The organism is Microbacterium sp. CFSPD4_SD4 (assembly GCF_057364585.1).
Genome location: NZ_JBNFOC010000003.1, coordinates 108,259 through 133,458, shown reverse-complemented (window position 1 = coordinate 133,458; position 25,200 = coordinate 108,259). Strand labels below are relative to the sequence as shown.

General features: G+C 70.7%; 21 protein-coding genes, 1 tRNA gene and 4 pseudogenes. 7 read left to right on the top strand and 19 right to left on the bottom strand.

The genetic code is table 11. The features are described from left to right. Positions 1 to 78: 78 nt before the first annotated feature. Positions 79 to 1,098 (bottom strand): TerC family protein, encoded by a 1,020-nt coding sequence (locus AC2W7E_RS06940; protein WP_485988805.1) that lies wholly within the window; start codon positions 1,096 to 1,098, stop codon positions 79 to 81. Between the two features lie 354 nt (positions 1,099 to 1,452). Here AC2W7E_RS06940 and aspS point away from each other — a divergent pair, with 354 nt between their 5' ends. Beyond that, entirely contained in the window at positions 1,453 to 2,754 is a 1,302-nt protein-coding gene (gene aspS / locus AC2W7E_RS06935; protein ID WP_485988804.1) for an aspartate--tRNA(Asn) ligase, read from the top strand. A 59-nt stretch (positions 2,755 to 2,813) separates the two neighbouring features. Here aspS and AC2W7E_RS06930 read toward each other — a convergent pair whose 3' ends face one another. From AC2W7E_RS06930 to AC2W7E_RS06920, 3 genes are all read right to left on the bottom strand, one after another. Continuing rightward, positions 2,814 to 3,461, bottom strand: a complete 648-nt coding sequence (locus tag AC2W7E_RS06930) for a GntR family transcriptional regulator (protein ID WP_485988803.1) — start codon at positions 3,459 to 3,461, stop codon at positions 2,814 to 2,816. A gap of 119 nt (positions 3,462 to 3,580) precedes the next feature. Next, positions 3,581 to 4,603 carry an NADP-dependent oxidoreductase gene (locus AC2W7E_RS06925; RefSeq protein WP_485988802.1) on the bottom strand — a complete coding sequence of 341 codons (1,023 nt, stop codon included), beginning with the start codon at positions 4,601 to 4,603 and terminating at the stop codon, positions 3,581 to 3,583. Positions 4,604 to 4,643: 40 nt separating this feature from the next. Further along, positions 4,644 to 5,033, bottom strand: coding sequence for a DUF1304 domain-containing protein (locus AC2W7E_RS06920; protein ID WP_025104514.1), 390 nt, complete (start codon positions 5,031 to 5,033; stop codon positions 4,644 to 4,646). Positions 5,034 to 5,130: 97 nt separating this feature from the next. Here AC2W7E_RS06920 and AC2W7E_RS06915 point away from each other — a divergent pair, with 97 nt between their 5' ends. After that, a complete protein-coding gene (locus AC2W7E_RS06915; RefSeq protein ID WP_485988801.1) occupies positions 5,131 to 5,724 on the top strand; it encodes a TetR/AcrR family transcriptional regulator in 594 nt (197 codons plus the stop codon). 61 nt (positions 5,725 to 5,785) lie between these two features. On the opposite strand, the gene AC2W7E_RS06910 is transcribed toward AC2W7E_RS06915, so the two are convergent. Continuing rightward, positions 5,786 to 6,832, bottom strand: a complete 1,047-nt coding sequence (locus AC2W7E_RS06910; RefSeq protein WP_485988800.1) for an NAD(P)-dependent alcohol dehydrogenase — start codon at positions 6,830 to 6,832, stop codon at positions 5,786 to 5,788. A gap of 261 nt (positions 6,833 to 7,093) precedes the next feature. On the opposite strand from AC2W7E_RS06910, the gene AC2W7E_RS06905 reads away from it, so the two are divergent. The 3 genes and pseudogenes from AC2W7E_RS06905 (at position 7,094) to hrpB (ending at position 11,922) form a co-directional block, all read left to right on the top strand. Then, positions 7,094 to 7,522, top strand: coding sequence for a MarR family winged helix-turn-helix transcriptional regulator (locus AC2W7E_RS06905; RefSeq protein WP_025104537.1), 429 nt, complete (start codon positions 7,094 to 7,096; stop codon positions 7,520 to 7,522). A gap of 170 nt (positions 7,523 to 7,692) precedes the next feature. Then, on the top strand, positions 7,693 to 9,294 hold the full coding sequence (locus AC2W7E_RS06900) for an SPFH domain-containing protein (protein WP_062635589.1): 1,602 nt from the start codon (positions 7,693 to 7,695) through the stop codon (positions 9,292 to 9,294). 54 nt (positions 9,295 to 9,348) lie between these two features. Then, positions 9,349 to 11,922 (top strand): annotated as a pseudogene (hrpB, locus tag AC2W7E_RS06895) (ATP-dependent helicase HrpB). Between the two features lie 19 nt (positions 11,923 to 11,941). Here hrpB and AC2W7E_RS06890 read toward each other — a convergent pair. From AC2W7E_RS06890 to AC2W7E_RS06870, 5 genes and pseudogenes are all read right to left on the bottom strand, one after another. Continuing rightward, complete coding sequence (locus tag AC2W7E_RS06890; protein ID WP_102208010.1) at positions 11,942 to 12,676, bottom strand: ABC transporter permease; 735 nt, start codon at positions 12,674 to 12,676, stop codon at positions 11,942 to 11,944. Further along, positions 12,673 to 13,458: an ABC transporter ATP-binding protein gene (locus AC2W7E_RS06885; RefSeq protein WP_202976252.1), complete on the bottom strand. Its 786-nt coding sequence runs from the start codon at positions 13,456 to 13,458 to the stop codon at positions 12,673 to 12,675. The genes AC2W7E_RS06890 and AC2W7E_RS06885 overlap by 4 nt, the downstream gene beginning before the upstream one ends. Positions 13,459 to 13,605: 147 nt before the next feature. Continuing rightward, positions 13,606 to 13,776, bottom strand: a pseudogene (locus AC2W7E_RS06880) (TetR/AcrR family transcriptional regulator); the annotation flags it as partial. Between the two features lie 433 nt (positions 13,777 to 14,209). Further along, the gene (locus AC2W7E_RS06875) at positions 14,210 to 14,950 is read right to left on the bottom strand and encodes an AAA family ATPase (protein ID WP_485988799.1); all 741 of its coding nucleotides are present in this window, start codon (positions 14,948 to 14,950) and stop codon (positions 14,210 to 14,212) included. A 103-nt stretch (positions 14,951 to 15,053) separates the two neighbouring features. Next, a pseudogene (locus AC2W7E_RS06870) lies at positions 15,054 to 16,546 on the bottom strand (L-serine ammonia-lyase, iron-sulfur-dependent, subunit alpha). Between the two features lie 137 nt (positions 16,547 to 16,683). Between AC2W7E_RS06870 and AC2W7E_RS06865 the strand changes: the two are divergent. Next, positions 16,684 to 16,956 (top strand): hypothetical protein, encoded by a 273-nt coding sequence (locus tag AC2W7E_RS06865; RefSeq protein WP_025104545.1) that lies wholly within the window; start codon positions 16,684 to 16,686, stop codon positions 16,954 to 16,956. A gap of 92 nt (positions 16,957 to 17,048) precedes the next feature. On the opposite strand, the pseudogene AC2W7E_RS06860 reads toward AC2W7E_RS06865, so the two are convergent. Further along, positions 17,049 to 18,778: pseudogene (locus AC2W7E_RS06860) on the bottom strand (L-aspartate oxidase). A 71-nt stretch (positions 18,779 to 18,849) separates the two neighbouring features. On the opposite strand from AC2W7E_RS06860, the gene AC2W7E_RS06855 reads away from it, so the two are divergent. Beyond that, the gene (locus AC2W7E_RS06855) at positions 18,850 to 19,785 is read left to right on the top strand and encodes a LysR family transcriptional regulator (protein WP_029989652.1); all 936 of its coding nucleotides are present in this window, start codon (positions 18,850 to 18,852) and stop codon (positions 19,783 to 19,785) included. A 77-nt stretch (positions 19,786 to 19,862) separates the two neighbouring features. Here AC2W7E_RS06855 and AC2W7E_RS06850 read toward each other — a convergent pair. The 8 genes from AC2W7E_RS06850 to AC2W7E_RS06815 form a co-directional block, all read right to left on the bottom strand. Further along, positions 19,863 to 19,935: transfer RNA gene (locus tag AC2W7E_RS06850), tRNA-Arg, on the bottom strand. Between the two features lie 77 nt (positions 19,936 to 20,012). Continuing rightward, the gene (locus tag AC2W7E_RS06845; protein WP_485988798.1) at positions 20,013 to 20,597 is read right to left on the bottom strand and encodes an asparagine synthase; all 585 of its coding nucleotides are present in this window, start codon (positions 20,595 to 20,597) and stop codon (positions 20,013 to 20,015) included. A 106-nt stretch (positions 20,598 to 20,703) separates the two neighbouring features. Next, on the bottom strand, positions 20,704 to 21,555 hold the full coding sequence (locus AC2W7E_RS06840; RefSeq protein ID WP_315109269.1) for a hypothetical protein: 852 nt from the start codon (positions 21,553 to 21,555) through the stop codon (positions 20,704 to 20,706). Positions 21,556 to 21,563: 8 nt separating this feature from the next. Then, on the bottom strand, positions 21,564 to 21,809 hold the full coding sequence (locus AC2W7E_RS06835) for a hypothetical protein (protein ID WP_025104550.1): 246 nt from the start codon (positions 21,807 to 21,809) through the stop codon (positions 21,564 to 21,566). Between the two features lie 100 nt (positions 21,810 to 21,909). Beyond that, positions 21,910 to 22,569, bottom strand: coding sequence for a GntR family transcriptional regulator (locus AC2W7E_RS06830; RefSeq protein ID WP_371511085.1), 660 nt, complete (start codon positions 22,567 to 22,569; stop codon positions 21,910 to 21,912). 68 nt (positions 22,570 to 22,637) lie between these two features. Next, positions 22,638 to 23,279: an NADPH-dependent F420 reductase gene (locus AC2W7E_RS06825; RefSeq protein ID WP_485988797.1), complete on the bottom strand. Its 642-nt coding sequence runs from the start codon at positions 23,277 to 23,279 to the stop codon at positions 22,638 to 22,640. A gap of 58 nt (positions 23,280 to 23,337) precedes the next feature. Next, the gene (sufU, locus tag AC2W7E_RS06820; RefSeq protein ID WP_485988796.1) at positions 23,338 to 23,772 is read right to left on the bottom strand and encodes a Fe-S cluster assembly sulfur transfer protein SufU; all 435 of its coding nucleotides are present in this window, start codon (positions 23,770 to 23,772) and stop codon (positions 23,338 to 23,340) included. Then, positions 23,769 to 25,076 (bottom strand): cysteine desulfurase, encoded by a 1,308-nt coding sequence (locus AC2W7E_RS06815; RefSeq protein WP_485988795.1) that lies wholly within the window; start codon positions 25,074 to 25,076, stop codon positions 23,769 to 23,771. Before AC2W7E_RS06815 ends, sufU begins: the two co-directional genes overlap by 4 nt. Positions 25,077 to 25,200: the final 124 nt, after the last annotated feature.

Here is a 25,200-nt window from a genome sequence, read left to right as displayed (position 1 = left end):
CGGTGGCGGGGTGAGCACCCGGGATGAACCGGGTGCTCGTACTGTCAGAGTCCGAAGAGTCAGAACAGCGCTGCGCGCTCAAGAGTGCTCCTTGTCGATGGTGGGGGTGGAATCGGTCGAGGAGGAGACGGCGTTGCGGTGCCGGCGCGTCTTCATCAGGCTCGCGACGGTGGCGACCGCGATGGTCGCGGCGATGAAGAGCAGCGAGAACCAGATCGGGATCTCGGGCGCCCACAGCATCGGCTCACCGCCGTTGATGAACGGCACCTCGTTGACGTGCAGGGCGTGCAGCACGAGCTTCACGCCGATGAACGCGAGGATGACGGCGAGGCCCTGGGCCAGGTACACCAGGCGCTCCAGCAGACCGCCGATGAGGAAGTACAGCTGCCGAAGACCCATCAGGGCGAACGCGTTCGCGGTGAACACGATGTACGCCTGGTCGGTGAGGCCGTAGATGGCGGGGATCGAGTCGACGGCGAAGACGAGGTCGATGAAGCCGATCGCGATGATCGTCAGCAGCATCGGCGTGACGTAGCGCTTGCCCTTCTGGACGACCGTGAGCTTGTCGCCGTTGTACTCCTCGCTGACGGGGAGGTGGCGACGGACGAACGTCATGAAGCGGCCGTTCGCGGGGTTGCTCTCGTGGCTGCTGAAGGCCTGGCGGTATGCGAGGAAGAGCAGCAGCGCGCCGAAGACGTAGAAGATCCAGGAGAAGTTCTCGATGAGGGTCGCACCGACGGCGATGAAGATGCCGCGGAGGATCAGCGCGATCACGATGCCGATCATCAGCACCTTCTGCTGATAGATCTTCGGCACCGCGAAGCCCGTCATCACGATGAGGAACACGAAGAGGTTGTCGATCGACAGCGCCTTCTCGGTGAGGTAGCCGGCGAAGTACTCGCCGCCGTAGGTCCAGCCGGACACCAGGCCGATGCCCACGCCGAAGAGCAGCGCGAGGCTGATGTAGAAGATCGACCAGCGTGCGGACTCGCCGATGCTCGGCTCGTGCGGCTTGCGGACGTGCGCGAAGAACTCGTACACGAAGAACGCGATGGTGACCGCGATCGTGATGACCCAGATCAAAGGGGTGATTTCCAACGGGTACTCCAGACTCGGGCGTGACGGAACAGCGCCAAAGTCTTCCCCATCCCGAGCGGGACCGGTAGGCCGGGATGCAGACGCATCCGTAATGACGACCCGACCGTGTCGGAGTACTCCCCTTGGATAATCCAGGGTACGAGACGGTGCCCGAGCGATTCTGTGGATCTGCCGAGAACGCCCCTAGACTGGACGCGGCGACCGCCGGGGCGTGACGACCCCCGGCCTCCGGGCAGGCGGTCCCCGCGCGTCCGGCGTACCGACGAGAGGCCGGCTTCTCACCGGCGAAGGTGTGGTGGCACCGCGATCTGGCCCCCGCCCACACCTCCAGGGCTCCCACAACCTGGAGGAGAGATGAGAACACCCGACCCCGCCCGCACTCTCGCCGCGGAGCTCGCCGAGGCCGTCCCCGGCCGCCGTGTCACCCTGCTCGGTCACGTCCATCGCCGGAGGGAACTCGCCACCGTCGCGTTCCTGATCATCCGCGACCGTTCGGGCCTCGCACAGGTCGTGGTCCGTTCCGCCGAGCATCCAGCGGATGGCCTCCCTCCGGAGGAGACGGTGGTCCGCGTGACGGGGACCGTCGCCGCGAACCCGCAGGCCCCCGGCGGCGTCGAGATCGTCGACCCGCAGATCGAGAGCCTGTCGGAGCCGGCTGCACCGCCGGTCGTGGAGCTGTGGCGCCCGACGCTCGAGACGAGCCTGCCGACTCTGCTCGACCACGCGGCGGTGACCTGGCGTCATCCCGCACGCCGCGCGACCTGGCAGATCGCCGCGGCGAGCGTGCGCGCGTTCCGCCGGGTGCTCGACGCCGCGGACTTCACCGAGGTGCAGACCCCGAAGATCGTCGACACCGTGACCGAGTCAGGGGCGAACGTGTTCCCCGTCGACTACTTCGGCAGGACCGGGTACCTCGCGCAGAGCCCCCAGTTCTACAAGCAGCAGCTCGTCGGCGTGTTCGAACGCGTCTACGAGGTGGGGCCGGTCTTCCGAGCCGAGCCCCACGACACCGTGCGGCATCTGTCCGAGTACGTGTCGCTGGACGTCGAGCTCGGGTTCATCCGCGACCACCGCGACGTCCTGCGCCTCCTCGGCGACGTGCTGCGCGGCATGCTCGACGGCATCCGCGCCGACGCCGCGGAAGAGCTCGCGCTGCTCGACGTGACGCTCCCCGTCATCCCCGAGGACATCCCCGTCGTGCACTTCCGCGACGCGCTGCGCCGGGTCGGTGCTCCGGCCGACGAGCCCGACCTCTCCCCGGCGCACGAGCGGGCGCTCGGGGCATGGGCGAAGGAGGAGTTCGGCAGCGACGTGTTGGCCGTCGAGGGCTATCCGATGCGCAAGCGCCCGTTCTACACGCATCCGCAGGCTGACGACGCGGAGGGGAGCAACAGCTTCGACCTCCTGTTCCGCGGTCTGGAGCTCGTGACCGGTGGACAGCGTCTGCATCGGCACAGCGAGGTCGTCGCCGCGATCGAGGCGCGAGGAGACTCGCCCTCGGCGTACGCCGGCTACCTGGAGGCATTCGCGCACGGGATGCCTCCCCACGGCGGCTTCGCCATCGGACTGGAGCGTTGGGTGGGCCGCTTGGTCGAGGCGGCCAACGTCCGCGAGGTGACGCTGTTCCCGCGCGACGTCCATCGCCTCACGCCATAGCCCCGTGACGCGACGAGGGCGACCGCGGTGTGCCGTCGCCCTCGTTCGTCAGCGGTCGATCACTCCGAGATCTCGGCGAGTCCCGACTGCTCGGCCCGATCGATGATGGCTGGGAGCGTCTCGTCGAAGAAGGTCACCAGCACGGCACGGGTCTTGACCGCGTCGCGCTCCGACGTCGCCTCGCGGATCGCACCGACGAACTCCTCGACGGCGGACCAGTCCACGGCGTCCTTCGCGTGCTGGGTGAACCGACGGATCTGCGGGCCGAGGCGCTCGATGGAGTTGGCGCGCGTGGCGTTGCCCTCGATCCGGGCGAAACCCGTCGCCGCGCTGCGGAGCCCCGCACCGAACGCGATGATGTCCCGCTCCTGCACCGACGCCGCCATGTCGTCGGCCAGCTCCACGAGATAGGCCACATCGTCGTCCTGGATCACCGGCATGACGTGACGGACCGAGCCGATCCAGATGTCGCCGAACAGGTCGACGGCGTTGCGCACCCGTTCCAGATCGATCGGAGCCACGCGGGTGTAGCGATTGCGCTGCATCTCGACGAGGCCGTTGTCGGCCAGGCGGTCGAGGGCATGACGGATCGGCGTCTTCGAGGTGCCGAGGCGTTCGGCGAGCTCGTAGTCGCGCAGGCGCTCGCCGGGCTGGAGCTCGCCGCTGATGATGGCATCCTGCAGGCGCACGAAAGCCTCGTCGCTCATCGACCGGCGTTCGAGGGGGCCGCCAGAGAGTGTCACACTGCCTCCAGTGGGGGTCATGGAGAGTGAAGTTCTACGTCTCAAGCAATATATCTCAAATGCGCGGGCGGCCGCCCCGGACGTCAGGCGGAGGGCGTGACCCGCACGAGCATCTTCCCCGTGTTGGCTCCGCGCATCATGTCGAGGAACGCGTCGACCGTGTTCTCGATGCCGTCGACGATGGTCTCGTCGTAGGCGATCCGTCCTTCCGCGAACCAGCGGGTCATCTTCTCGCTGAACTCCGGCGACAGGTGCAGGTACGCGGCCAGCGTGAAGCCCTGGAGACGGAGCCCGCGCGTGATGATGTTCGCCATGTTGTCGGGCCCGGGCACGCGCTCGGTGGTGTTGTAGCTCGTGATGGCGCCGCACAGCGCGATCCGGCCACCGTCGTTCATCACGTCGAGCGCGGCTTCGAGGTGGTCGCCGCCGACGTTGTCGAAGAACACGTCCACGCCCTCGGGCGCGAGGGCGGCGAGCTGCTCGCGCACCGGGCCGTCCTTGTAGTTGAAGGCCGCGTCGTAGCCGTACTTCTCGGTCAGCAGGGCGACCTTCTCGGGTGAGCCCGCCGAGCCGATGACGCGGCCCGCGCCGAGGAGCTTGGCGATCTGACCGACAGCCGTCCCGACGGCACCGGCGGCGCCGGAGACGAAGACGGTGTCGCCCGGGGCGAGTCCGGCGATCGCGGTGAGGCCGACGTACGCGGTGAGGCCGGTCATGCCGAGGATGTGCAGGCGCAGCGACAGCGGCATGCCGGGCACCTCGGACACGGGGCGGAAGGTCGACGCGTCCGCCTGCACGACATCGCTCCAGCCGTGCTGGTGCAGCACGACCGTGCCGACGGGGAGGTCATCCGCCGCAGAGGCGACGACCCGGCCGATGGCGCCACCCGCGATGACCTCGTCGAGGGCGTAGGGGGCGACGTAGCTGCGGACGTCGTTCATCCGCCCGCGCATGTAGGGATCGACGGAGACGAACTCGTTCGCCACGCGCACCTCCCCCGGCGCCGGATCGCTCAGCTCGACCTCGACGGTGCGGAAGTCGTCGTGGGTCGGCCACCCCTCGGGGCGGCGGGCGAGCTGGATCTGGGTGCTGACGGCGTGGAACATTTCTCTCCTTCGTGAGAATTTGGGGGGGCTACGGCCGGACTCAGACGAGGAGGCCGATGGCCAGCGCGATGACGCCGAGCGCCGGGATGACGCCCTGCTTCAGGGCGGCGGACGCCTTGTCCGGGCTCGACAGCAGCAGCACGAGGCTCGCGGCGACCATCGATCCGGCGCCGGTGAAGACGAGGGTCGCGCCGACGGCCGTCGCTCCCGTGGCGAAGAGGACGATGCCGAGGAGGACGGCGATCGCGAGGAACAGGTTGTAGAAGCCCTGGTTGAAGGCGAGCTCCTTCTGTCGTGCGGCCTCCTCCGCCGTGCCGGTGCCGAACGTGCGGCGAGCGCGCGCGCTGGTCCAGGCGAACGACTCCAGCCAGAAGATGTAGACGTGCACGAGTGCGGCGATGCCTGCGAGCACGAGTCCGGCGATGACCATGGCAGTCCCCCTTCGACGCGGCGAGGCCGCGCATTCTGTATCGGTCGTTCCAATATATACTGGATCGAGCGATTCACAAAGGGCAGGAGCAGGGCGGATGGGGCGCACACAGACCTTCGACACCGCAGAGGCGGTCCGCGCGGCACGGGGCGTGTTCTGGGAGCGCGGCTTCGAGAGCGCCCCTTTGCCGGAGCTCGAGCGCGCGACCGGCCTCAGCCGCTCGAGCATCTATCACGCCTTCGGTTCCAAACGCGGACTCTTCGACGCCGCCGTCGAGAGCTACCTGGACGAGGTCATCCGTCCGCGCCTCGCCCCGTTGACGGGCGAGACCGTGGCGCCGGAGGCCCTGGAGACGTATCTCGGCGGACTGCGTGCGGCCCTGCTGACGACGGGCAGCCTCCCGGCGACGAGCGGCTGCCTGCTGGTCAACACCGCCGCCGCCCCCATCGGCACCGACGACGCGGTCGCCCGGGTCGTGGCGTCCTATCGCGCGGAGCTCCGAGAGGCATTCGCCCGCGGCGTCCGGGCTGCTCTCCCCGCGCTCACGGGAACGGAGGTCGACACACTGGCCGACGCCTGCACGGGGCTCGTGGTCTCCGCCTTCGCCCTCGTGCGCGTGGCCCCCGACGCGGCGGCGAGCGCGATCGATGCGGCGCTCGCCCTCCTCGCCGACCGGCGACGCCGCGGCTGAGGCCGCACCGAGACGACGAACGCCCGGGAGAGCGATCCCTCCCGGGCGTTCGAGGCCGACGTCAGGGGACGATGACGGCGCGTCCGCGGATGCTGTTCGACGCGAGGTCTTCGTACGCCTTCGGGCCGTCGTCGAGCGTGTAGCTCTCGGTCTGGACGTGGATCTTGCCGGCGCGGGCGAGGTCCAGCACCTCGATCAGCTCGGCGCGGGAACCCCAGTAAGGGATGCGCACGGCCGCGTCGTAGGCGATCGAGCCGAAGCCGAGCGTCATGCTGCCTCCGCCGATGCCCACGATCGTGATGTCGGCCTCGAGCGCGGCCACGCTCTGCGCCAGGGCGATCGTCGGGTTCGCGCCGACGAAGTCGAACACGGCGTTCGCGCCGAGACCGCCGGTGAGCTCGCGGATCTTCTCGGCCGCCGACGCGTCGCTGATCAGCACGTGATCCGCGCCGACCTCGGTGGCGAGCTTCAGCTTCTCGTCGTTCACGTCCAGCGCGATGACCGTGGCACCCGAGATGGCCTTGAGGATCTGGATGCCGACGTGGCCGAGCCCGCCGGTGCCGATCACGACCGCGACCGTGCCGGGGCCGAGCTTCGGAAGCGAGTTCTTGATCGCGTGGTACGGGGTGAGGCCCGCGTCGGTCAGCGAGACGTTCTGCACGGGGTCGAGATCCCCGAGCGGCACGAGGTGGCGCGCGTCGTCGACGATCATGTACTCGGCCATCGACCCCTGGCTGCCCAGCCCCGGAGGACGGATGCCCTCGGCGGCGGCGTTCGTGCAGTAGTTCTCCTTGCCCATCGAGCAGTTGTGGCAGCGGCCACAGCCCCACGGCCCGTAGACGGCCACCGCATCCCCGACCTTCAGGGTCGAGTCGACGCCCTCGCCGATCTCATGCACGACGCCGGCGCCTTCATGCCCGAGCGTCAACGGCAGCGGGTAGCCCTGCTCGTGGTAGTCCTTCTCGGAGAGTCCCATGACGTAGTCGTCGGAGTGGCAGACACCACCCGCGGTGATCTTGAGCAGGACCTGTCCGGGGCCGGGCTTCGGAATCGGGATGTCGACCACCACCGGGGGCTTGCCGATCTCGACGTAGCGGAGAGCTTTCATGAGCATCTTCTTCCTGGCGTTCGAGAGGTCTGCCGCGCGGTGCGGAGGCGGGGGCTCTCGAAACCGTCCCTTCCAGTATCCGCCCGAATCATCGTGATCAAACCGTTGCATTCGTTACCTCGCCGTTATACAGTGATCACACGGTGAATGTTTGCTGTGGCATCCACCGCATGTGATTGCAGGACACTCTTGGTGCAAGGGACAAGGGCCGGTCGGGAGCCTCTCCGACCGGCCCTTTACTGCGCCCGGTACTCTGTGAGGATGACCGATCGGAAGCTCGCGCTGGAGGCCTGGGAAAGCCTCTTCCGCGCGCAGCACGAACTGTTCACCGAGATGGCGGCGGACTTCGACACCGGCGACATCACGCAGGCCGAGTACGACGTGCTGCTCACCGTCACGCGCTCGCCGGAGATGACCGCCCGCCTGCGCGACATCACCGCCAACATGCTCATCAGCCAGCCGAGCGTCTCCCGCCTCGTCGACCGGATGGTGACCCGGGGGCTGGTCGCGAAATGCGCCGACCCGGACGACGGCCGCGGCGCCCTGATCCGCGCGACGGACGAGGGTGCCCGGGCGTTCCGTGCACTCGCCACGGTGCACGGCCGGTCGATCGCCGACCGGATGTCACGCCTCGACGACGAGGAGCTGCGTCTGCTCCGCGACCTCGCGGAGAAGCTCCGCACCCGCTGACCGCTCCCCTTCTCCACAGGCGCCGCGGTCGGGGGCGTCTCCACCGACGACGGCATCATGACGGCCGCGACGGTGGCGGGCGTCGCTTTTCTGGCAGGGTGGGTTGCGCACGCCCACATCGACCGTGGGCATATCGGACCGCCCCCTCGGGGGGACCAGGGAGGTCATCCATGGAGATCGCCGGAATCGTCGGCATCCTCATCGTCATCGGGATCGCGGTTGTCGCCGCGATCGTCGTCCTGCTGATCCTGCTGCTGTTCGCACGCAGCTGGATCAAGGTGGCTCGCGCCGACGAAGCGCTCGTCATCTCCGGACGCAAGCAGAAGGTGCAGCGTGCCGTGATCGGCGCCGACGGCACCAGCAGTTCCGAGATGTCGGAGTCGCCCGTCACGGTCATCGTGAACGGCAAGTCGCTCGTCAACCCGATCACCCAGCGCCACGAGATCATCTCCCTCCGGTCGCGGCAGGTGTCGCTCAACGCCGAGGCGCAGTCGCTCGACAACGTGACGCTCAACGTCGACGGCGTCGCGATCGTGAAGATCGGCTCCGACCCGCTGCTGGTGCGCCGGGCCGCCGAGCGCTTCGCCTCCCAGGACAAGGCCATCGAGCAGTTCACCACCGAGCAGCTCGAGGGCGCCCTGCGCGGCATCGTCGCGACGCTCTCCGTCGTGGAGCTCATGCGGGAGCGCAAGAAGTTCTCCGACCAGATCGCCGCCGACGTCTCCCAGGAGCTCGCCGAGCAGGGCCTCATCCTCGACTCCTTCCAAATCAAGGGCATCACCGACAAGGTCGGCTACATCCAGTCCCTCGGTGCCCCGGAGATCCAGGCGAAGCGCCAGGCCGCGGAGATCTCGCAGACCAACGCCGACCGCGCGATCAACCAGAAGAACATCGCGAACCAGGAGGCGAACCTCGTAGAGCAGACCGCGCTCGACACGAACACGGCCAACGCCAACGCCGGAATCGGCCGCGCCCGCGCCGAGGCGGAGCAGGCCGAGCAGCTCGCCCGCGCCCAGGCCGAGCAGGCCGTGCTCCAGCAGCAGGCCGAGAACAAGCAGGCGCAGCTCGACGCCGACGTCAAGCGCGTCGCGGACGCGCAGCGGTACGAGGCGGAGACCCGCGCGCAGGCCGAGCTCTACACGCGTGAGCGCGCGGCCGAGGCGGCGGCGATCGAGCAGGTCAAGCAGGCCGAGGCGCGCACCCGCATCGCCGAGCAGCAGGCGCAGGCCGACAAGGCGCGCGCCGACGGTGAGGCGGCGGCCGCGATCGCGAAGGCCACCGGTGATGCCGACGCGCTGCGCGCCCAGGCGGAGGCGGAAGCCGAAGCCCGTCGCCTGCGCGCCAACGCCGAGGCCGAGGCGATCCGCGCCGAGGGTGAGGCCCGTGCCGCCGCCGTCGAGGCTGAGGCCAAAGCCATCGCCTCCAACCAGGACGCGTTCCTCTCGCAGCGCGTGCTGGAGGTGCTGCCCTCGATCATGTCCGAGTTCGCGAAGGGCTACGCCGCGATCGGCAGCGTCTCGATCGTCGGCGGATCCGGCGAGGACGGCGCGTCCAACGTCGTCGGTGCCGACAGCGCGAAGGCCCTGCGTTCGGTCTTCGACAGCGTGCACTCCGCGACCGGCCTCGACCTCGCCGGCATCATCCAGGGACAGGCCGTCGGCCGCGGTTTCGGAGCGGGAGTCGCCGAAGCGTCCGCGCCCGCCCCGGCGCCGCGTACGCCCGCGCCGACCACTCCACCGCCGCCCGCGCCGCCCGCTCCCGCCGCGGAGTAAGCAGCGTACGACAGCGGATGCCGCGGCCGATCGGGTCGCGGCATCCGCTGTCTCATGACCGGGCAGACTGGAAGGGTGACCCGCGCCGCCTTCGACCTCACCGCCATCGGCGCCGGTCTGTCTTTCGCGGGCGCCCTCGACGACCTCTCCACCGCCCTCGACACGAGCGGATCCGTGGTCGTGACCGCGCCGCCAGGTACGGGCAAGACCACGCTCGTCCCGCCGCTCCTCGCCTCACGCCGCACCGGACGCGTGATCGTCACCCAGCCGCGCCGGATGGCCGCGCGCGCGGCCGCTCGCCGACTCGCACAGCTCGACGGCACACCCCTCGGCTCCCGGGTGGGCTTCACCGTCCGCGGCGAGCGCACTGTCGGGCCGGACACGAGGGTCGAGTTCGTCACCGCTGGCGTGCTCCTGCGACGGATGCTCGACGACCCCGGACTCGACGGCGTGAGCGCGGTCATCATGACGAGGTGCATGAGCGTGCCCTCGAGACCGACCTTCTCGTCGGCCTGCTCTCCGAGGTGCGCGAGCTGCGAGATGACCTCGTCGTCATCGCGATGTCCGCGACCCTCGACGCGGACCGGATCGCCGCGGTCATCGGGACCGAGGAGTCTCCCGCGCCGATCGTCGACCACGACGTCCCGGCTTTCCCCCTCACCGAGCGCTGGGCACCGGGTTCTGCGCCCCGCCTCGACGAACGCGGAGTCACCCGGGGCTTCCTCGATCACGTCGCGAGTGTCACCGCCACCGCCGCCGCCGAGCTCGTCCGGAATGACCCCGAAGCGGATGTGCTCGTGTTCGCCCCCGGCGCGCGCGAAGTGGCGGAGATCGCGCGACGAGTCCGCGACCGGAACAGCGCCTTCGACGTCCGGGAGTTGCACGGCCAGATCCCGCTGGCGGAGCAGGATGCCGTGATCCGCGGTCGTGCGTCGGAAGCCCGGCCCCGCATCATCGTCGCCACCTCCCTCGCCGAGTCGTCTCTGACGGTGCCGGGTGTGCGGCTGGTCGTGGACAGCTGCCTGGCCCGGCAGCCGCAGCGCGACGCCGCCCGCGGGATGACCGGTCTGGTCACCACCGCCGCCTCCCGCTCCTCGTGCGTGCAGCGAGCCGGACGCGCCACCCGACAGGGCCCCGGCACGGTGATCCGGTGTGTGGACGAGCGCACCTATGCTGCCGCTCCTGCGCGGCCGTCGCCGGAGATCGCCACGGCAGACCTCACCGACGCCGCCCTCCTGCTCGCCTGCTGGGCGCCCCGGGCGGCGCCGGCCTGCGCATGATCGAACCGCTGCGAGCCGACAGCCTGGCCGATGCCGTCACGGTGCTGCGCGGTCTCGGAGCGATCGACGATGACGGGCGCGCCACGGCAGAGGGCCGTGCGCTGGCACGAATCCCCACCGATCCACGGTTGGCCAGAGCGCTGCGGGACGGCAGCCCCGCGGTGGGGAGCCGGCTCGCCGCCGAGGTCGTGGCGCTTCTCGGCGGGGACCAGCGCATCTCGGACGCCGATGTCGCCCGCGCTCTCGTCGCGTTGCGCGGAGGGAGCACGGCCGAGGCCCGGCGGTGGCGCGAGGACGCTCGCCGTCTGGAACGCCTGGTCGCTCCGGCACCGGACACCCGCGCCGGTCTCGACGGCGTCGGTCTCGTGATTGCGCTGGCCTTCCCCGAGCGCGTCGCCCTCCGCGCCGAGCACTCGGGATCGGGAGCGACGTTCCTGCTGGCGTCCGGCACCCGGGCCGGTGTCAGCGGCGCCCTGGCCGCGTCGGAATGGCTCGCCGTGGCCGACGTCGCCCGAGCCTCGTCCCGGACGGCAGCCGGCTCCGGTGCGGTCATCCGCGCCGCAGCGGCCCTCACCGAGGAGCAGGTGGAGCGCGCGGCAGGCCCCTTGATGAGCGACCGCGTCGAGGCCGAATTCGTCGGAGGCCGCGTACAGGCCCGCCGCGAACGCCGGATCGGTGCGATCGTGCGCTCATCGGTGCCGGTGCGCCCGTCGGCCTCGGAAGGCCGGGATGCCGTGGGCCGAGCACTCCGACGCGATGGCCTCGGCATGTTCACGTGGTCCGACGGGGCGGAGGCCCTGCGCCGCCGACTCGCGCTACTGCGACGTGAGCTCGGAGACCCCTGGCCCGATGTGTCGGACGCGGGTCTGCTCGCATCGCTCGACGTGTGGCTGGCACCGGAGCTCGACGCTCTCGCCTCCGGCACGCCCGCGAGTCGGCTGGATCTGTCATCCGCCCTTCGCCGTCTGCTGCCCTGGCCCGAGGCCGTGCACCTCGATGCGCTCGTCCCGGAGCGGCTCGAGGTGCCCAGCGGCTCCCGTGTACGCATCACCTACCCGGAGCCCGACGGCGACGCGACCGCACGGCCCGTCGTGGCGGTGAAGCTGCAGGAGTGCTTCGGCTGGGCGGAGACTCCCCGGCTCGTGGACGGCCGCGTCCCCGTGCTCTTCCATCTGCTGTCCCCGGCGGGCGGCCGCTCGCGGTCACCGACGACCTCGCCTCGTTCTGGTCGGGCCCCTACGCCCAGGTACGCGCCGAGATGCGCGGCCGCTACCCCCGGCACCCGTGGCCCGAGGACCCGTGGGCCGCCGTGCCGACGAAGCACACCAAGAACCGCGCCGCGCGCTGATCCAGGCCAAGACTCCGGCTCAGCGTGTGCGCCGCCGCAGCGTGAGCGCGGCCAGCACCAGAGCGCCGACGGCGAAGGCCACGACGATGAGCAGCGGACCGAACACGTCCCCGCCCTCGTCGCCCGCCGCGACCGCGTTGATCGTGTCGATCGCGTAGCTCAGCGGCAGCCAGTCGGAGATCGCGTACAGCACGTCGGGCATCTGGTCCCGCGGCATGAACAGACCGCCGAGGATGATCTGCGGGAACACCAGCAACGGCATGAACTGCACCGCCTGGAACTCGGTCTGGGCGAACGCGCTCGCCAAGAGCCCCAGCGCCGTGCCGAGCAGGGCATCGACCACCGCGACGAGACCCAGCTGCCACAGCGGCCCGTCCACGTCGAGCCCGCACACCCCGACCGCGAACGAGACCGTGATCACCGCCTGCAGCACCGCCATCAGCCCGAACGCGAGCGCGTACCCGAGGATGAAGTCGGCCTTCTCGAGCGGCGTGGTCATCAGCCGTTCGAGCGTGCCGGAACGACGCTCCCGCAGGGTGGTGATCGACGTGATGAGGAACATCACGATGAACGGGAACAGCGCCAGGATGGCACCGCCGAACTGGTCGAACACACCGTCCTGCTCGCTGAACAGCCAGGCGAAGAGACCGACGAGCAGGCTCGGGGCGATGAGCATCAGGGCGATGGACCGCGGGTCGTGTCGGAGCTGCGTGAGCACGCGGCCGGCGGTCGCGAACAGCCGGCGGCCGTTCATGTCCCGTCCTCCTCCTGGCGTTCCTGGGCTTCTCGGCGTGCGCGCCTGGTGGTCGCGGTGCCGGCGGCCCTGTCCCGTTCGATCAGCGCCAGGAACGCGGCCTCGGCGTCGGTCGTTCCGGTGTCGGCGAGCAGTGCGGACGGCGTCGTGTCGGCGATGATCCTCCCCTCCCGCATCAGCAGCAGCCGGTCGCAGCGCACCGCCTCGTCCATCACGTGACTCGACACGATGAGCGTGACGCCCCGGTCGGCCAGCCGGCGGAACAGGGTCCAGAGCTCCGCGCGCAGCACGGGGTCGAGTCCGACGGTCGGCTCGTCCAGCACGATGAGCTCCGGGGAGCCGATCAGGGCCGTCGCGAGCGACACCCGCGTTGCCTGGCCGCCGCTCAGCGCATCGACGAGCTGTGTCGCCTGCGCGTCGAGACCGACCTCCTGGATGACCCGGTCGACGTCGCCCTTCGGCGCCTTCAGGAGCGCGGCGAAGTAGGCGAGATTCTGCCGCACGCTGAGATCGCCGTAGACCGAGGCGCCCTGCGTGCCGTACGCGACACGGTGCCGGAGCCGGCGGGACCCGCCCGGCTCGCCGAGAACGGTCACGTCACCGGAGGCGATCCGCTGCACACCGACGATCGACCGCATGAGCGTGGTCTTGCCGCACCCTGAGGGGCCGAGGAGACCCGTGATCTGGCCACGCGGCACGGCGAGATCGATGCCGTCGAACACGGACACGGCCCCACGCCGCACGCGGAGCTGCGTGATCTCGACGGCCGCATTATTCATCATGCGATGAATTATGCGCCTCGCCTCGTCGGGCGTCAACGCCTCTCGGGTGGGCACAGCTTCGGAGCGCCGGATCGACACGCCGCCGCCGGCCCGTGCGGTCCGGCGCGGCGGGCGAGATCTCCGAAGCTGTGCCCGCCGCGGCGCGGGTCAGTCGAAGAGGTAGCGCTGGACGGTGGGGCCGACGCGGCCGACGAGCTCGTCGACGGAGGCGCCGGCGAGCGCGGGAAGCTGCAGGACGTAGCGGCCGATGAGCATGCCGGCGATCTGCGACGCGACGAGGGCGGCACGGAAGTCGGCGTCCTCCACGTCGAGGCGCGCGCCACACGGGAGAGCAGTTCGCGGGAGAGGAAGCCAGCGAGCAGGGGCGTCGTCAGTCTGCTCCCGATCGCCGTACGCAGGAGCAGCACGCCGCGGCGGCGCACGTCGGGCTTCTCGAACGCGTCGAGCACATAGCGGACGAGCCGGGCTCCCGCTTCGTCCTTCGGCCCCGCGAGGATCTCGGGGACGTCGAGGTCGGGGCGCAGCGGTATTCCGGCGGCCTCGGCGAACAGGTCGGCCTTGGTGCCGAAGTAGTGGTGGACGAGCGCGGAGTCGACCCCGGCGCGGGCGGCGATCGACCGCACCGTCGCGCCGTCATACCCCTGCGCGCCGAACTCGTCGACGGCGGCGGACACGATGCGCTCGCGGGAGTCGGTGCCGCCGCGCGGCGCCGCGTCGTCTCGGCGCCTTCTGCTCGGTCATGCCCGTCAGCCTACGGCTCCGCGGATCCTCGCTCACCGAGCAGGTGCCGGAGATACCGCTGCGGCTGCCCGAGGAACGAGCGCCAGTGGTTCACGATCTCGAGGTCCTCCCAGGCGGACGGGCGGAGTCCCCACTCCCCGACCTCCAGGATGGCGGCACCCGGAAGCGCCGCGAGCACCGGCGAGTGCGTGGCGCACAGCACCTGGCCGCCCTCGTCGGCGATGCGCTGCAGCACGGCGATCAGCGTGAGAGTCGAGTGGAACGACAGCGCGGCCTCCGGCTCGTCCAGGCAGTAGAAGCCCGGATCATCGAAGCGGCTGTCGAGCAGGGCGAGGAACGACTCCCCGTGGCTCATCTCATGGAAGGGCACATCGCCGCGCAGGGAGGGGTTCTCCTCGAGATACGTGTAGAACGAATGCATCGTCTCCGCCCGGAGGAAGAACCCCCAGCGGTGCGCCCCGACGCCGCGCTGGAGGCGCAGCCAATCCGACAGCGGCGACTCGCTCGGCCGCGTCCGGTGCTGCGCCTGGCGGGACCCGCCTTCCGGGGAGAGACCGTACGCGATCGCGATGCCCTCGACGAGGGTGGACTTCCCGCTGCCGTTCTCGCCGACGAGGAAGGTCACTCCCGGCCCGAGATCCAGTCCCTCGCGCAGCACCTGGGCCACCGCGGGGATGTTCGTCGGCCACGTCCCGTTCGGGATCGGCGCTTCCTCGTTCGGCCGCACCGCGACGACCGGCTGCTGCCGCATGTGCCTCTCCCTCCTCCGTCGACCCACCCCTCTGTGTGCCTGCCACCCCCCTCCGTGCGCACGCAACGGGCCGGGGCGCGCGAAAGGGGGTGGGTTGGCGAGGTCAGCACTCGATGACGTTCACCGCCAGACCACCCTCGCTGGTCTCCTTGTACTTCGTCGACATGTCGAGGCCCGTCTGGCGCATCGTCTCGACGACGGCATCCAGCGAGACGTAGTGGCTTCCGTCGCCGCGGAGCGCGAGGCGGGCGGCGGTGACGGCGGTCGAGGCGGCGATCGCGTTGCGCTCGATGCACGGGATCTGCACGAGTCCCCGATCGGGTCGCACGTGAGGCCGAGGTGGTGCTCCATCGCGATCTCCGCGGCGTTCTCGATCTGCCGGTTCGTGCCGCCCATCACCGCGGTGAGCCCGCCCGCGGCCATCGCGCACGCGGAGCCGACCTCGGCTTGACACCCGCCCTCGGCGCCGGAGATCGAGGCGTTGGCCTTGAACAGCGACCCGAGGGCGGTGGCCGTCAGCAGGAACCTGCGGATACCCCGGCGGCGGTTGGCCTCCGCGATCTCCGCGTCCTCGCCGTCGAGTGCGGGAGGCGACGGCGGAGCCCCGTCGAACCCGAGCAGCGCGCTGCCGACGAGCTCGCCGTACGGCGTGACCGCGTTCCCGGCACCGAGGCCCGAGTCGGCGAGGAAGCGCCACCAGTACATCGCCACCGCCGGGAGGATGCCCGCCGCGCCGTTGGTGGGTGCCGTCACGACGCGGCCACCCGCCGCGTTCTCCTCGTTCACCGCGAGCGCGAACGCCCCGAGCCACTCGCCGGGGAGCTCCCGGTGCCCGTCGGCTTCGACCGCCTCGAGCTGCGCGCGGATCGTGCCGGCGCGGCGCTTCACCTGCAGCATGCCCGGAAGGACGCCCTCGGCGTGCAGGCCGGCGTCCACGCAGCCCGCCATCGCGTCCCAGATCGCATCGAGGCCGGCGGCGACCTCCTCCTCGCTGCGCAGTGCCGTCTCATTGCGGCGGGCGACCTCCGCGATGGACAGGCCATGCTCATCGCAGAGGGCGAGCAGCGAGGCGGCATCGGCATAGGGATGCGGGAAGGCGCCGGTCGAGAGGTGCGCCTCCTCCCCCTCGCGCCGGATGAACCCGCCGCCGATCGAGTAGTACGTCTGCTCGAACAGGGTGGTCCCGTCGGCATCACGGGCGATGAGCGTCATGGCGTTCGGGTGTCCGGGGAGTCGGGTCCGGGGCGCGAACACGATGTCGTCCTTCTGGAACGGCACCGCATGGGCGCCGTCGATCCGCAGCGGCTCCCCCTCCGGATACGCCGACCACGCCGCACGGACGGCCGCCGGATCGCACGTCTCCGGAGCGAGACCGCGAAGCCCCGCGACCACCGCATCCGGGGTGCCGTGGCCGATCCCGGTGGCGCCGAGCGAGCCGAACAGCGTGCACTCGACGCGGCCGACACGGTCCAGTTCCCCGGAGGCGGTCAGCTGCCGCGCGAAGTCGAGCGCCGCGCGCATGGGTCCGACGGTGTGCGAGCTGGACGGGCCGACGCCGATGGAGAAGAGGTCGAAGGCCGAGACGTACGCAGTCACCCCTCCAGGCTACGCCGAGTTCGGGATTCCGGTTCACCGCGATTAACCGCGCGGCCGGCGGGTCCGCGTCAAGGCCCTTCATCTCCACGGAGAATCGGAGGCAGGCTGAGGGCACGACATCGCAGAAAGGGACGATCATGACCGACAGCACTCCCGAACCGACCGCGAACGACGAGCTCTCGCCCGAGGCGCAGACCCCCACCCCGACCCCGGCCTCCGACACCACGGAGGGCGAGGCGACGACGCCGGAGCAGGCGGACTCCCCCGAGGACGCGGACCCGGCCGAGGTTCCGAGCACCGAGGAGCTGGAGGAGCCCAGCACCGAGAAGGCCCCGGGCGAGGAGCCGAAGGCCCCGAAGCGCGACGACCCGGAGCCGGACCACGAGGCGGTCGGCCTCGGCGTCGACTGACCCCCTCCCCGAGACCCCGCACTACCGTCGAAACCCCGCCCTGCTGATGCGTGCAGGGCGGGGTCTCGACGCGAAACCGGGGTCTCGGGGAACTACTCGACGAGCTTGCCGGTCGTGTCGACGTCGCGCATGAGCTCGGCGATCTCGTCGGGGATCGCGGGGATCTCCTCGCGCGTCACGCCGGCGGTCGGCGACCAGACGAGGTTCACCCGCAACGTGGGATCGGTGTCCGGGAAGTCGCTGCGGTTGTGGCATCCACGGGTCTCCCGACGCTCCCGCGCCGCCTCCAGCGTGGCCCGGGCGGCGAGCGCGGAGGCCTTGAGGTCGAACGCGTGCGCGAGGTCCTGGAACCCGGCGATGTCCGGGTGGATGCCGATGTCCTCCATCCGCCCCTCGATCATGTCGAGGTCGGCGAGGCCGGCGTTCAGCCCGTCCTCCGACCGCACCACGCCGGCGTACTCCGTCATGAGGTTGCGGATCGCGCGCTGCAGGGCCCGCACGTTCTCGCGCCCCTCCGCGGCGAGGAGGTCGTCGATCTCGGCACGGGCGGCGGCGACCGCATCGGCCGACCGGCGCTGGGCGTCGAGCCCCGCGGCGTGGGCCATCGCGGCCTGACCGACGATCCGGCCGTAGACGAGCAGCTCGATGAGGGAGTTGCCCCCGAGACGATTCGCGCCGTGGAGTCCGCTCGATGCCTCCCCGATCGCGTACAGCCCGTCGACGTCGGTCTGGTGGTCGTCCGGCCGCACCCACACGCCGCCCATCGAGTAGTGCGCGGTCGGCGCGATCTCGATCGGGTCCGCCGTGATGTCGAGCATCTGCAGCTCCATCATCGTCTGGTAGACCCGCGGAAGCCGCGTCATGATGGTCTCGCGGGGCAGGTGCGACACATCGAGCCAGACGCCGCCGTTCGCGGTGCCGCGCCCCTCCTGGATCTCGGTGTAGGCGGCGAGCGCGACCCGGTCCCGCGTCGACAGCTCCATCCGCTCGGGGTCGTACTTCGCCATGAACCGCTCGCCGAGGGCGTTGCGGAGGATGCCGCCCTCCCCGCGCGCGGCCTCGGAGATGAGCGTACCGGCGGCGTTCTCGGGCTCGATGATGCCGGACGGATGGAACTGCACCAGCTCCGGATCGCGAAGTCGCGCCCCCGCCTCGACGGCGAGCCGGAAGGAGTCTCCGGTGTTCTCGTCGCGGCGCGAGACGTGCGGCGCCAGATGCGGTTGTGTCCCCCGGCGGCGAGGATCACGGCGTCCGCATGGATGAGGTAGCGCGTGCCGTCCGCCTGATCGAAGCCGTAGGCGCCGAAGACGACGTTGTCGCGCACGAGCAGACGCGTGATGTAGACGTTGTCGAGGATGGGGACGTCGAGCTGCTCCGCGCGGGCGACCAGCGTCCGCTGGATCTCGAGGCCCGTGTAGTCGCCGGCGAAGGCCGTGCGACGGTAGGTGTGCGCGCCGAAGAAGCGCTGCGAGATGCGGCCGTCGCCTTCGCGGGCGAAGTCCATGCCCCAGCGCTCGAGGTCGCGGATGCCGCGTTCGGCGCCCTGGGTGACGATCTGGACGGTGTGGGGGTTGGCGAGGAGGTAGCTCTCCTTGATCGTGTCCGCCGCGTGCTGCTGCCAGCTGTCCTCGGCGTCCATCGTGCCGAGGGCCGCGTTGATGCCGCCCGCCGCGAGCGACGTGTGGGCGTCTTGCCGGGGGCGCTTGCCGACGGCGAGCACGTCGACGCCGTGCTCGGCGACCTCGATCGCGGCGCGGAGCCCGGAGCCTCCGGTGCCGATCACGAGGACCGTGGTGGAGATCTGTTGTTCGGGTGCATTCATGCTCTCGACGCTAGTTAGGCGATCCTAATAACTCCAATGCATAGTTCGTCTGGAAACCATGCGGGTACGCTATGGATATGAACCTCGAGCAGCTCCGCGGGTTCGTCGAAGTCGCCCGCCTCGGCCATTTCACCCGCGCGTCCGAGCACCTCCACCTCGCGCAGCCCTCGCTGAGCCGTCAGATCTCGACCCTCGAGCGGGAACTCGGCGCCGAGCTGTTCCATCGCGCTCGCGGTCACATCGCCTTGACGGCCGCCGGCGAGACGGTCCTCCCCCATGCGCAGCGCATGCTCGCCGAGGCTGACGCCATCCGCGACGAGGTGGCCGAACTCGCCGGACTCCGCCGCGGCCGCGTGCGCCTGGGCGCCCCGCCCACGCTCTGCATCAGCCTCGTGGCGGAAGCCCTCAGCTCGTTCCATGCCACCCACCCCGGCATCGATCTGCACCTCACCGAGGGCGGCTCAAGGCTGCTCGTCGAGCAGCTCGCGGTCGGGGCGGTCGACATCGCCCTCGTCACCCAGTCCGAGGGACCGGTGCCCGCGGGGGTCAGCCTCACGCACGTTCCGCTCCTCGCCGAGGAGCTCGTGGTGATCTCATCGGCGGCCGCACCTCCGGTCACCCACGGCCCGTCCGTGAGCCTCGCGCACCTCGCCACCCTCCCGCTCATCCAGTTCGACGAGAGTTATGAGCTGCGGGCCGCGATGGACGCCGCTTTCCGCGCCGCCGACCTCACCCCGACCCTCGCGCTGGAGGGTGCGGAGATGGATGCGGTGCTCCGCTTCGTCGAACGAGGCGTCGGGGTCGCGGTGGTCCCGGCGATGGTGCTGTACGAACGCCCGGCGCTGCGGTCGGCGCGCCTCGCCCACCCCGCGATGTCGCGGACGATCAGCCTCGCCCACCGCTCCGACGTCACCCCCGCGGTCGCAGTGGCCGCGATGCGCACCGCCATCATGGCCACGGCGGCCGACCTCGCCGAGCGCGACCCGGCGATCACCAGCCTGCTCTGACCGGAGCACTCACCCCGGAACAGCGAGAACCCCCGCCGCTTCCGCGACGGGGGTTCTCGTACTGTCTCAACACAGTGTGCGCCTCGAGGGACTCGAACCCCCAACCTTCTGATCCGTAGTCAGATGCTCTATCCATTGAGCTAGAGGCGCAGGACCCGCGGTGCTTTACCGCTCAGCGGGCCGACGACCAGCCTACAACAGACGAGACCGGAAAGCGAAACGAGGCCTCACTCCCCCTTCGCGGCCGCCTTCTCCTGCTTCTTCCGCCGTTTCTCCTTGGCCCGCTGCTGCGACGAGAGCGCCTGGAGATCGACAAGGCGCAGCGCCTGCATGCGCGCCTCCCGCATGCGCGCGTAGTCCGGGTCCTGATCCGGTCGCATGCCCTCGACGCGCAGCCGGCGGTCGAGGTTGTGCCGCACGTCGGCCCAGGCCGCCGCGCGCGCCTCCTCGACGATGCTCTCCAGCTGGGCACGGTCGTCCATCATCTCGCGCAGACGCTGCGCGACGCCGAGCGACTGCTTGGCCCGCCGCCGGAGATTGCGCACATCGCGGTCACGGTAGTCGTGCGTGCCGACCGGATCGGAATGCCGGCCGCGGGCGCGCTTGCGCAGGGCGGTGACCGTGGCGGCGGCCTCCTCCGACTCCTCGGCCATCGCCCCGAGGGCAGCCCTCGAATCCTCGACGTACTTGTCGAGGTCGAAGACGCCGTCCTCTGCGATGGTGCCGATGAGGATGTGATTCTTCACGGCGAGGCGCGCAGCGGCCGTCGCGATCGCGACGCCTTCGGCGATGGCATCCGCAGTCCGTCCCACCCGCACCTCCTTCACTCGAGCGTACCGGTATCGATGCCGCGCAGTCTCGGCCGGAACGGCTCCGATCAGGATGCCGGAGGCCTCCGACATCTCGTCGTACTGCGGCTCAGCCGACGACGCCGACCCAGATCCCCGAGGCCCAGGCCTGCTGCTCGCCGGAGCAGCCCACCGCCCCCGGGAAGCCGCGGACCACGGCCATGCAGTTGGCGAGGAACTCCGGGTCGCCACCGAACATCGCTCCGTACGCGCCTGAGGAGGTGAGGGAGCCCCAGACGCGGAACTGGTAGATGTGGGCCAGCTCATGCGCCATCGCCCAGTTCAGGCGTCCGTCACTCCACCCGGTGATGTCGGCGCGGTACTTGATGTACCCGTTGCTGTTGGCACAGGCCGGGGCCGTGCCGCCCGCGCACGACGACGACTCGTACAGCCCCACGCCCCCGCCGCCGACCCTGTCGAGGGCGGCGCGCACCCGCGCGTAGCCGTCCGGCCCGCTCGACGTCCATGCGGGCCCGCCGGGGCCGGCACTCTGCGAAGCCTGCCATCCGGCGACCTCGGTGCCGACCTTCTGCGTGAGCGCCTCCACCGTCGCGGTCGCCGCGACCACGGTGTCCGGGTCATGGCGCTCGGCGCGCACGGTCTCCTGAACGGACCGGGCGGACGCGAGGTGTGCCGCCGTGTCGACCTTGCCGTCCGCACCCTGGAGGGCGGCGGCCAGCGTCGAGAGCTCCTCCAGGAATGCCGGCCGCACCGCCAGCACGGCAGCCCGATCCTCCGCGTCCTGCTCGGCCCGTGCCACGGCGCCGGACAGGTGGTCGGTGCGCTGTGCGGCGTCGTAGGACCGGTCGGCCAGCACGGAGAGCTCGGCCACCGCCTCGGCGCGCTCCTGGTCTAGTGCGTCGGATCGCGCGACGGCGGCCGCCGCGATGAGCACGGCCGCCGACACCGTCACTGCGAGCACCCGCCGCCTCACGGTAGGAAGCCCGTCGTGTCGTTCAGCTCGGCGTCCTGCTCCGCGATGCGCGATCGCAGAGCGGTGAGACGCTCCGCCAGTTCGAGGTTCTCGGCCTGCGACTCCGCGAGCACCTGCTCGATCCGCGCGATCTCCGCCTTCACGGCGGCGACACCGGCGGCGCGCTCCTGATCGGCCACCACCAGGAGCGCAGCACCTCCGAGCAGGAGGATCCCCCCGACGACGACAGCAAGACTTCGCATCTCGCTCCCCAGGACAGCGCGAACAGACCGGACCGACTCCGACCGGACAAGGATACAACCGCTCGCGGCGCGTCCGGGGGTCGATCTCCCGACGGACGGCTCAGGTGGTCGCCGTCTGCGCCAGCCGCCGTTCGGCCGCGGAGTGCCCGCTCGCCAGGTGCGCGGGGACGATGCGTCGTAGCGCCTCGACATCGCGCGCACGGACGGCCTCGAGGATGACACGGTGTTCCTCCGCCATCGCCTCCAGATCGTCGTGCTGCCCGAACAGCCAGCGCAAGCGCGTCAGGAACACGGCGATGAGCTCGCCGAGCATCTCGTTGCCCGCCAGGTCGACGGCGACCTCATGGAACGCCGCGGCAGCCGTCCGGGCGGTCTCCGCGTCGCCGGCCCGGGCCGCGGCGACTTCGCGCTCGTACGCCTCGCGCAACCGGGCGAGCCCTTTCGCGTCGTGGCGCTCGGCCGCGAACACGAAGATGAGGGTCTCGATCGCCTCGCGCACCTCCGCGAAGTTGCGGATGTCGTCATGGGTGAACTCCCGCACTACGGCCCACGTCCGGGGCCGTGCGACGACCACGCCCTCCGCGACCAGCGTGCGGATGGCTTCCCGCACCGGAAGTCGCGACACATTCAGCTCGGCGGCGATATCCCGCTCCACAAGCCGGGAACCGGGCGCGCGCCGACCCAGCACGATGTCATCCCGGAGGATCCTCGTGACCCTGACCGACTCGAGTTCCCCGCTTACCCCCACAGCCCCCGCCATCCGGGCATTGTCGCACCCCGGCCCGGGATTGGCCAAGTTTGGTATCCCAGACCGGGGCGCGCGCCGCGTCAGGGCAGACGGTTCGCCCGCGCGACGTTCGCCGTCAGCTCTTCCGCGTTCTGCCGGATGACGTACGCCGGACGGTCACGCTCGACTCGCCACGACTCGCTGAGCGGGCCGACGTTGACCGTGTCGAAACCGGCCTCGTCGTAGAAGCGGGTGACGAAGGCCACGGCCTCCGCGTCGTCCCCGGCCGTGGCCAGCGCGCGACGGTTCGGCGTACCGGCCGGGGCCCCGTCGGTGGTGATCTCGGCGGCGTAGATGTGGTTGAACGCCTTGGCGATCTTCGAGTCCGGGAGCTGCGCCTGCACGAGCTCGGACGTGGTGGTCTCACCCTTGTCGAGGGCCTCGATGTGCCCGTCGCGCTCGAAGTAGTAGTTGTTCGTGTCGAGCACGATCTTCCCGGCGAGCTGCGCGGCGGGAAGCTGATCGATCGCGTGCAGCGGCACCGTCACCACGGCCACGTCGGCCGCGGCGGCCGCCTCCTCCGCCGTCGCCGCCTTCGCGCGCGGCCCGAGCTCTGCGACGAGATCGGCCAAGGTCTCCGGCCCTCTCGAGTTCGCGATCACGACGTCATAGCCGTTGGCCACCGCCACGCGCGCGACCTGGCTGCCGATGTTGCCTGCTCCGATGATTCCGAGAGTTGTCATGCTCGGGCCAACGCCTGCCGCCGGATGCTATTCCCGTCGAGGAGGGAGGCGAACGCGGTCAGAGGCGCGTGAGCGCGTCCTCCGCGGCCACCCAGGCGAGCATGGCGCACTTCACGCGCGCCACGTACCGCGAGACTCCCCCGAGCGCCGCGGCATCGCCGAGCAGTTCCTCGTCCGGCTCGACCGTGCCGCGGGAGCGCATCGCCTCGCGGAAGGCAGCGATCCGCACCTCGAGCTCGTCCACGGTGAGGCCCTCGGCGAGCTCGGCGAGCAGGGACGCGGAAGCCTGGGAGATGGCGCACCCGTGTCCCTCCCACGCGATCGCCTCCACGCCGCCGTCGGCGCTGCGATGCACCTGCAGCGTGATCTCGTCGCCGCAGGTCGGGTTGAGCTGATGCGACTGGGCCGGGATCTCCTCGCGGAGCCCGAAGCCGTGCGGCGTGCGCGAGTGGTCGAGGATCAGCTCCTGGTACAGGCTCTGCAGGTCGCTCATGCGCCCCTCCCGAAGAATGCGATGGCCCCGGCGACCGCCTCGATGACGGCGTCCACCTCGGACGCGGTGGTGTACAGGTAGGTGCTCGCCCTCGTCGATGAGGTCACGCCCAGCCGACGGTGCAGGGGCTGCGCGCAGTGGTGACCGACGCGCACCGCGATGCCCTGGTCGTCGAGGAACTGCCCGACGTCGTGCGAGTGGATCCCGGCCACGTCGAAGCTCGCGACACCGACCCGCGGCAGCTCGATGCCCGCGCCCAGGACGCGCACGCCGTCGATCGCGCCGAGTCCTTCGACGAGACGCTGCCCGAACGCGGCCTCGTGGGCGGCGATGCGCTCCATGCCGACCGCGGAGAGGTAGTCGACGGCAGCGGCGAGCGCGATCGCCTGGGACACCCGCTGCGTGCCCGCTTCGAAGCGCTGCGGCGGCGGCAGGTACTCGGCCGCGGTCGTGGTCACCGTCGTGATCATGGAGCCGCCCGTGAGGAACGGTGGCATCGCGGTGAGGACCTCTCGACGGCCGTAGAGCGCGCCGATCCCGGTGGGGCCGAGCATCTTGTGGCCGGAGAGGACCGCGAAGTCGACGCCGAGCGCGTGCAGGTCCAGCGGGAGGTGCGGAGCCGACTGGCAGGCGTCGAGCAGGGTGAGGGCGCCGACCTCCCTGGCCAGCGCGACGAGGGTCTCGACGGGGTTGATCACGCCCAGCACGTTCGACACGTGGGTGAAGGCCACGAGCTTCGTGCGCTCCGAGATGATCTCCGCGGCCGCATCCAGACGGAGGGCCCCGTCGTCGTCGAGCGGGATGACCCGGAGCGTGGCCCCGGTGCGCGCGGCGAGCTCCTGCCAGGGGATGAGGTTGGCGTGGTGCTCCATCTCGGTGGTGACGATCTCGTCCCCTTCGCGGAGCCGGAGAGGCTCGGCCGCGGCGCCACCCCGGCCGAGGGAGGCGTTGGAGAGGGAGTAGGCGACGAGGTTGACTGCTTCGGTGGCGTTCGAGGTCCAGACGATCTCGTCGTCATCGGCGCCGATGAACCGGGCGAGGGTGCTGCGGGCGTCTTCGAAGAGCTCGGTCGCCTCGGCGGCCAGCGTGTGGGCGCCGCGGTGGACGGCCGCGTTCATCGTGGTGGCGAAGCGGCGTTCGGCGTCGAGCACGGACTCCGGACGCTGCGAGGTCGCCCCCGAATCGAGGTACGCCAGCGGGTGACCGTGGACGCGGGTGTGCAGGATCGGGAAGTCCTCGCGGATCCGCTGCACCTCGGTCTCGGTCAGCGGGTTGATCACGTCGACTCCGGGAGAAGCGCTCATCGTTCCAGTCTCCCATCTTCCGGCTGACCGGGGCCCGGCTCCGGACGGGCACGGCTTCGGAGACGGGGCGAGACACGCCGGGCTGCCGGACCGTCGAGCGACGTGTCGGCGACGATCTCCGAAG